Consider the following 8,549-nt stretch of genomic DNA (forward strand, 5'->3'; position numbering starts at 1 on the left):
AGTACGGATTTCGTGGTCGTGGTCGAACGGCGGAACCGGGAAGTAGCCGCCTTTCACGCCTGGACGGTGGCCTTTGTTGCCGCCTTCCACGTCAGCGCCAGTCATCCACGAGCCTTGCTCGGAGAAGATCTTGAACATCGAGCCGGAGATGTCCGACTGGAACTTCACTTCGTCGAAGATGAAGAATTCTGGCTCTGGGCCGGCGAATACGGTGTCACCGATGCCGGTGCTCTTCAGGTACTCTTCGGCGCGCTTGGCGATTGCGCGTGGGTCACGATCGTAGCCCTGCATGCTCGACGGGTCGACGATGTCGCAGGTGATGATCAGGGTAGGTTCTTCGGTGAACGGGTCCAGCACGGCGGTATCGTCGACCGGCATCAGGATCATGTCGGAAGCTTCGATGCCTTTCCAGCCAGCGATGGAGGAACCGTCGAACATCTTGCCGACTTCGAAGAAGTCCTCGTCCAGCGCATCACGCGACGGCATGGTCACGTGGTGCTGAATGCCTTTGGTGTCCGTGAAACGCAGATCAATCCACTTGACGTCATGATCTTTGATGAGTTGAACCGACTTCGACATGTTGTCCTCCGGATGGTCTAGAGCGCGGTGGGCCGCTGCCCTGGAAAAAGGGTGTTGCCGGGCGCGGATAGTCGGCCAAGCTTACCTGCCTCACAAGGGAGCAAATTGCATGCCAGTGCCCGAAAATGGCGAGCGAGGGATAAAAGGGGGCGTTTGCGGGCATTTGGCGCGGGGTTGGCGGCGAAAAATGCACCCTTAAGATGCGAGTTTTGGGAGAAGTGCACCATAAGCGTGCAGCGTCGGGCGGATGTGCTTTTTTTGAGGGCCTCTTCGCGGGCAAGCCCGCTCCCACAGGTACGGTGTGCTCTTTGAAGCTTGCACGGCTCCTGTGGGAGCGGGCTTGCCCGCGAAAGGGCCGGAACAGGCACTGCAAAACCTCGGCCTTGCATTTATCTGAAAGCTTCTGATCAAAAGTTGGTCAAATCCTGAGCAGTTTCCGCTATAATTCGCGCCCCACATTTTCGGCAGGCCCTGCGCGCGCTGTTAACCAATGAAACTTATCGTCAAAGTCTTCCCAGAAATCACCATCAAGAGCCGGCCGGTGCGCAAGCGTTTCATCCGCCAGCTCGCCAAGAACATCCGCAACGTGCTCAAGGATCTTGATCCTGAGCTCGCGGTCGATGGTGTCTGGGACAATCTCGAAGTGGTCACCCGCGTCGAAGACGAAAAAGTCCAGCGCGAGATGATCGAGCGCCTCACCTGCACGCCGGGTATCACCCACTTCCTGCAGGTAGAGGAATACCCGCTGGGTGACTTCGACGACATCGTCGCCAAGTGCAAGCACCACTTCGGCCACCTGTTGGGCGGCAAGCGCTTCTCGGTGCGCTGCAAGCGCGGCGGCCACCACGACTTCACCTCGATGGACGTCGACCGCTACGTCGGCAGCCAGCTGCGCCAGCAGTGTGGCGCCGCCGGCATCGACCTGAAGGCCCCTGAAGTGGTGGTGCGCATGGAGATCCGCGACCAGCGCCTGTACGTGATCCACAACCAGCACAACGGCATCGGCGGCTACCCGCTGGGTGCCCTGGAGCAGACCCTGGTGCTGATGTCCGGTGGCTTTGACTCCACCGTGGCGGCCTACCAGATGATGCGCCGCGGCCTGATGACCCACTTCTGCTTCTTCAACCTCGGCGGCCGTGCCCATGAGCTGGGCGTGATGGAAGTGGCCCACTACCTGTGGAAGAAGTACGGCAGCAGCCAGCGCGTGCTGTTTATCAGCGTGCCGTTCGAAGAAGTGGTCGGCGAGATCCTCAACAAGGTCGACAACAGCTACATGGGCGTGACCCTCAAGCGCATGATGCTGCGCGGTGCCGCGCACATGGCCGACCGCCTGCAGATCGACGCGCTGGTGACCGGCGAAGCGATTTCCCAGGTGTCCAGCCAGACGCTGCCGAACCTGTCGATCATCGACTCGGCCACCGACAAGCTGGTACTGCGCCCGCTGCTGGCCAGCCACAAGCAGGACATCATCGACCAGGCCACCGAAATCGGCACCGCCGACTTCGCCAAGCACATGCCGGAATACTGCGGCGTGATCTCGGTGAACCCGACCACCCATGCCAAGCGTCACCGCATGGAGCACGAAGAAAAGCAGTTCGACATGGCCGTGCTGGAGCGCGCCCTGGAGCGCGCCAAGTTCATTTCCATCGACCATGTGATCGATGAGTTGGGCAAGGACATCGAAATCGAGGAAGTGGCCGAGGCGCTGCCAGGTCAGATCGTCATCGACATTCGTCACCCCGATGCCCAGGAAGACGAACCTCTGGTGCTGGAAGGTATCGAAGTCCAGGCCATGCCGTTCTACGCGATCAACAGCAAGTTCAAGCACCTGGACCCAACGCGCCAGTACCTGCTGTATTGCGACAAAGGTGTGATGAGCCGTTTGCACGCACACCACCTGCTCAGTGAGGGACATGCCAATGTGCGTGTTTATCGTCCGACATAAGACGCCGGGGCTGTATGGCGGCAGTATCCGCCATCGCCCTCCCGACCACCGGGCCCGCTGAGCCTTAAACAGTACATATTGGCCGCCTACACTGGGCGGCAACCGAATCCTCTGATCGAGATACACTTGTGATCGAAAATCTGCGTAACATCGCCATCATCGCCCACGTTGACCATGGTAAAACCACCCTGGTCGACAAACTCCTGCGTCAGTCCGGCACCCTGGAGCGTAACGAGCTCAACGACGAGCGCGTCATGGACTCCAACGACCAGGAAAAAGAGCGCGGTATTACCATTCTGGCGAAGAACACCGCCATCAACTGGAACGGCTACCACATCAACATCGTCGACACCCCCGGCCACGCCGACTTCGGTGGCGAGGTTGAGCGTGTAATGTCGATGGTCGACTCCGTGCTGCTGCTGGTCGACGCCCAGGACGGCCCGATGCCGCAAACCCGCTTCGTGACCAAGAAGGCGTTCGAAGCCGGCCTGAAGCCAATCGTCGTGATCAACAAGGTTGACCGCCCGGGCGCGCGTCCTGACTGGGTTCTGGACCAGATCTTCGACCTGTTCGACAACCTCGGCGCTACCGACGAACAGCTGGACTTCAAAGTGGTCTACGCCTCGGCCCTGAACGGCATTGCCGGTCTGGACCACACCGAGATGGGCGAAGACATGACCGCGCTGTACCAGTCGATCGTCGACAACGTACCGGCGCCGGACGTTGACCGTGACGGTTCGTTCCAGATGCAGATCTCTGCACTGGACTACAACAGCTTCCTCGGCGTTATCGGCGTTGGCCGTATTGCCCGTGGTCGCGTCAAGCCGAACACCCCGGTTGTTGCCATCGACACCAACGGCAAGAAGCGTAACGGCCGTATCCTGAAGCTGATGGGCCACCACGGCCTGCACCGTGTAGACGTTGAAGAAGCCCAGGCTGGCGACATCGTCTGCATCAGCGGTTTCGACGAGCTGTTCATCTCCGACACCCTGTGCGCCCCGGACGCGGTAGAAGCGATGAAGCCGCTGACCGTTGACGAGCCGACCGTTTCCATGACCTTCCAGGTCAACGATTCGCCGTTCTGCGGTAAAGAAGGCAAGTTCGTCACCAGCCGTAACATCAAGGACCGTCTGGACAAAGAGCTGCTGTACAACGTTGCCCTGCGCGTTCAGGAAACCGATTCCCCTGACAAGTTCAAGGTATCGGGCCGTGGCGAGCTGCACCTGTCGGTACTGATCGAAACCATGCGCCGTGAAGGCTTCGAGATGGCCGTAGGCCGCCCTGAAGTAATCATCCGTGAAGTTGACGGCGTGAAGCAGGAACCGTTCGAGAACGTCACCATCGACATCCCTGAAGAATCCCAGGGCAAGGTCATGGAAGAGATGGGCCTGCGTAAAGGCGACCTGACCAACATGGTGCCGGATGGCAAGGGCCGTGTGCGCCTGGAGTACAACATTCCAGCCCGTGGTCTGATCGGTTTCCGTAACCAGTTCCTGACCCTGACCAACGGTGCAGGCATCCTGACCTCGATCTTCGATCGCTACGACACCATGAAGTCGGGCCAGATGTCCGGCCGCCTGAACGGCGTTCTGGTTTCGGTCGAGACCGGCAAGGCACTGACCTACTCGCTGGAAACCCTGCAGGCTCGCGGCAAACTGTTCGTTGAACACGGCCAGGAGATCTACAACGGTCAGATCATCGGCCTGAACAGCCGTGACAACGACCTGGGCGTGAACCCGACCAAAGGCAAGAAGCTCGACAACATGCGTGCTTCGGGCAAAGACGAAGTCATCGCCCTGGTACCGCCAGTTCGCCACACCCTGGAACAGGCCCTGGAATTCATCCAGGACGACGAGCTGTGCGAAGTGACGCCTAAGTCGATCCGTCTGCGCAAGAAAATCCTGGACGAAGGCGAGCGTACCCGCGCTGCCAAGAAAGCCAAGAACTGAGTTAGCTCAGGCTTAATAAAAACGCCCCCGGTCGAAAGGCCGGGGGCGTTTTTTTATGCCTTGATGTTTCAATGGAAGTAATTGTTTACCAAGCAGTTTTTGGCAATCGCCGATAGCCACAGTAGGCTGCCTGCTGGAAATTGCTTGAGACTGACAATGAAAGGCAAGGGGTGGAAGGAGCATTTGGCGCGTGGCCAAATTGAGGTTGCCGGTACCCGCTGGAGCTTGCTTCATTTGCGCCCTGAATCACACCTGCTGGCAATTCCAGGGCTTGAAGCACAGGGGCTTAAAGCATTGACACTTGTCGTCGAGTATTCCAGCCACTGCGTAAGTTATGGTCCTAAGCAAGGCATGGAGCTGGATTTTCATGATATTGGTCAAGATCATCTGGTGATCGACCATCGAGGCATTTGGCGAGTGTTTTGTCCGGGGCGACACAATCTTTCATTCCAGCTGCCGGCCATCATGGCTTCGCTGGCCGATCGGCAATGCCTGTTCACTGGTCATAGCAACTGGCTGACGTTGGAAGGTAATCAGTTTGGCTATCCGGAAGGTAGCCGATACGAGGTGTATTTCAACCTGCGCCGTGATTCCGCCCGTACCTTGAAGGTGCATGTTGAAAGTGCCTATGTACGGGACCAGGACCATCCCTCAAGCTGGCCGACGAACCTGAAAAGGCATGAGAAAATCAAGGGTTGGTTGCTGATGCTGAAGAAGCTGAGGAATGAGCCGATTCGACGACCTGTAAGGCGTTAGCAGGCCGTAAAAATACGAAACCCCCAATGAAGGGGGTCGTATCGCGGATGCCCTTAGGGATCTCTCCCATCAACCGGCACGGCCGGAACCAGGTGGCGGCGTCTAGACACTTCCTGAAGGAAGCTCCGTGTACATCAAGACGACTAAAAGTCTATTCAGTCTTAGCGCAGGCGTCAACGCCCAACCACCTTGGGCTTGTACGCACAATACCCCGGCCGCGGCCCGACCTTGGGGTGGTTGCGGCAGGTATCCGGGCGCTTGTCATAAATGGTGCACAGGCGGCTTTTACGATCCAGGTACATGCAGTCATCGTTGCTCATCCGGGTCAGGGTGAAGATCCCCGACTTCTGGTTGAAGCGCTCGATGATGCCTTCCTTCTGCAGGCGTTTGGCCACGTTTTTCGGCGGCTCGTCTTTTTCGAACTCGTCTACCACGCCGATACGGATCAGATCCTTGATCTTCACCTCCACCGGCAGGGTGCAACAGGTCGAGTGGCAGCCACCGCACATGTGGCTGGCATAGCGCTGCCAAGTTTCCAGGCGGTCGACTTCGGCGGCGGCGATCAGGGTCGTTTTCATCGTTATAGGGTGGATCACGGTCTTGGGGCGCGCGATGATACCGGAATTGTTCAAAATATGAACAACCTTTTGCCGAATTCGCAGAGTGGGCATGAAAACTGCGAACAGTAACTGTCGCTCCCTGTCGAAGGGTCTAGTCTCATCACTCTCCCTCCGCTTTCGTCAACTTGCCCGAGGATGTCGCATGTCCCAGGAACCCAAAGCACGTGACGCCGAAGTCGCGGATTTTCGCGCCGCCGTACTGAACAAGCTGACCTATGCGGTCGGCAAGGACCCGGAGCACGCCTTCGACCATGACTGGTTCGAAGCCATTGCCCTGGCTGCGCGCGATCACATGGTCGACCACTGGATGGACCATACCCGCCAGGCCTATCGACGCAGCCAGAAGCGGGTGTACTACCTTTCCCTCGAATTTCTCATTGGGCGCTTGCTTTACGACAGCTTGAGCAACCTGGGGCTGCTGGACATCGCCCGTGATGCACTGGAAGGGCTGGACGTGGACCTGGAGCGCATCCGCCTGCTCGAACCCGATGCCGCGCTGGGTAACGGGGGCCTTGGCCGGCTGGCAGCGTGCTTCATGGAAAGTATGTCCACCCTGGGTATTGCCGCCCATGGTTACGGCATCCGCTACGAGCATGGCCTGTTCCGTCAGGCTGTGGTCGATGGCTGGCAGCAGGAACAGACCGAAAACTGGCTTGATTTCGGCAACCCTTGGGAGTTCGAGCGTGCCGAGGTGATCTACCCGATCAGCTTCGGTGGCAGCGTCGAAACCGTGAGCGATGGCAACGGCGCCCAGCGCCAGGTCTGGTCGCCGGGTGAAACGGTGCGGGCGGTAGCCTACGACACGCCCGTGGTCGGTTGGCGCGGGTCCAGCGTCAACACCCTGCGCTTGTGGCGTGCGCGGGCGCTGGAAGAGTTGCATCTGGAGCGCTTCAACGCGGGTGATCACCTGGGGGCTGTGGCCGAAGTCGCCCGTGCAGAGAGTATCTCGCGGGTGCTGTACCCGGCCGACAGCACCGAGGCCGGGCAGGAGCTGCGGCTGCGCCAGGAGTACTTCTTTGTGTCGGCTTCGTTGCAAGACTTGCTGCGCCGCCACCTGAACATGCACAAAGACCTACTCAACCTGCCCGACGCGGCGGCTATCCAGCTTAACGACACCCACCCTTCGATTGCCGTAGCCGAGTTGATGCGGTTGCTGGTGGATCAGCACGAAGTACCGTGGGAAAAGGCCTGGGAGCTGACCGTCGGCACGCTCGCCTACACCAACCACACGCTTCTGCCCGAGGCCCTGGAAACCTGGCCGGTGGCACTGATGGAGCGCATGCTGCCGCGGCACATGCAGATCATCTACCTGATCAATGCCTACCATATCGACGCTTTGCGGGCCAAAGGCCTGCACGATTTCGATGTGCTGCGCGCGGTCTCGCTGATCGAGGAAGACAACGGCCGCCGGGTGCGCATGGGCAACCTGGCGTTCCTGGGCTCGCACAGCGTCAACGGTGTGTCGGCACTGCACAGCAAACTGATGAAGAGCACGGTATTTTCCGAGCTTCACAAGCTGTACCCGCAGCGCATCAACAACAAGACCAACGGCATCACCTTCCGCCGCTGGCTGTACCAGTCGAACCCGCAGCTAACCGATATGCTGGTTGAGGCGCTTGGGCCAGAAATCAAGGACGACCCTGAAGGGCGTCTGGCCGGCCTGGTGCCATTTGCCGAAAAACCCGCGTTTCGCAAGCAGTTCGCCGCGCAGCGCCTGCACAGCAAACGCGCCCTGGCCAGCATCATCCAGGACCGCATCGGCGTTACGGTAAACCCCGAGGCGCTGTTCGACGTGCAGGTCAAGCGCATCCACGAATACAAGCGCCAGTTGCTCAACCTGCTGCACACCGTGGCGTTGTATCAGGCCATACGCAACGACCCTGGCACCAACTGGGTGCCGCGGGTGAAGATTTTTGCCGGCAAGGCGGCGGCCAGTTATCACCAGGCCAAGCTGATCATCAAGCTGACCAACGACATTGCCCGGGTGGTGAACAACGACCCGACCGTGCGTGGGTTGCTGAAGGTGGTGTTCCTGCCCAACTACAACGTCAGCCTGGCTGAAAGCATCATTCCGGCGGCAGACCTTTCCGAGCAGATTTCCACGGCCGGTTACGAAGCCTCTGGTACCAGCAACATGAAGTTCGGCCTGAACGGCGCGCTGACCATCGGTACCCTCGATGGCGCCAACGTGGAAATGTGCGAGCAGGTGGGGGCCGACAACATGTTCATCTTTGGCCTGACCGCCCAGCAGGTCGAGGCGCGCAAGAAGGCGGGTGATTTTGGCGCCAGTGCAGCGATTGCTGCGTCCAACCGCCTTAACGACGTATTGCAGGCGATTCGCAGCGGCGTGTTCTCGCCGGACGACCCTTCGCGCTATGCCGGGTTGATCGATGGGCTGGTGGCCTATGACCGCTTCCTGGTATGTGCCGACTTCGATGCCTACTGGGATGCCCAGCGGCGGGTCGAGGAGCTGTGGCACACGCCGCAGGAATGGTGGCGCATGGCGGTGCTGAACACGGCGCGGATGGGCTGGTTCTCGTCGGACCGCACCATTCGCGAATATGCGACCGAGATCTGGAAGGCACTGGATTGATGTAAGCCTGTGCTGGCCTCTTCGCGGGTAAACCCGCTTGTATGGTAGGACTTGAAGGGAGGAGGAGGGTCATAACTCGCTTCTGACTGTTCGCGCAGTACAGACCG

The 8,549-nt window shown here is 59.3% G+C and carries 6 protein-coding genes; 4 read left to right on the top strand and 2 right to left on the bottom strand.

The features are described from left to right. Positions 1-579 (bottom strand): glutamine synthetase beta-grasp domain-containing protein (locus tag ACQKPZ_RS27580; protein ID WP_427544368.1); only part of this gene is annotated, 579 nt, incomplete at its 3' end. 490 nt (positions 580-1,069) lie between these two features. Here ACQKPZ_RS27580 and thiI point away from each other — a divergent pair. The 3 genes from thiI (at position 1,070) to ACQKPZ_RS27595 (ending at position 5,229) form a co-directional block, all read left to right on the top strand. Then, entirely contained in the window at positions 1,070-2,524 is a 1,455-nt protein-coding gene (gene thiI / locus ACQKPZ_RS27585) for a tRNA uracil 4-sulfurtransferase ThiI (protein ID WP_391126393.1), read from the top strand. Between the two features lie 128 nt (positions 2,525-2,652). Beyond that, positions 2,653-4,473: a translational GTPase TypA gene (gene typA / locus ACQKPZ_RS27590; protein ID WP_201203572.1), complete on the top strand. Its 1,821-nt coding sequence runs from the start codon at positions 2,653-2,655 to the stop codon at positions 4,471-4,473. A gap of 144 nt (positions 4,474-4,617) precedes the next feature. Then, positions 4,618-5,229, top strand: a complete 612-nt coding sequence (locus ACQKPZ_RS27595; protein ID WP_427544371.1) for a hypothetical protein — start codon at positions 4,618-4,620, stop codon at positions 5,227-5,229. Positions 5,230-5,402: 173 nt separating this feature from the next. On the opposite strand, the gene ACQKPZ_RS27600 is transcribed toward ACQKPZ_RS27595, so the two are convergent. Further along, the gene (locus tag ACQKPZ_RS27600) at positions 5,403-5,807 is read right to left on the bottom strand and encodes a YkgJ family cysteine cluster protein (protein ID WP_016712459.1); all 405 of its coding nucleotides are present in this window, start codon (positions 5,805-5,807) and stop codon (positions 5,403-5,405) included. Positions 5,808-5,991: 184 nt separating this feature from the next. Between ACQKPZ_RS27600 and ACQKPZ_RS27605 the strand changes: the two genes are divergently transcribed. Next, positions 5,992-8,442, top strand: a complete 2,451-nt coding sequence (locus ACQKPZ_RS27605; RefSeq protein ID WP_427544374.1) for a glycogen/starch/alpha-glucan phosphorylase — start codon at positions 5,992-5,994, stop codon at positions 8,440-8,442. The last annotated feature ends 107 nt before the right edge of the window (positions 8,443-8,549 follow it).

The organism is Pseudomonas sp. NPDC089547, from assembly GCF_050280665.1.
In the GTDB taxonomy this organism is placed as follows: Bacteria; Pseudomonadota; Gammaproteobacteria; order Pseudomonadales; family Pseudomonadaceae; genus Aquipseudomonas.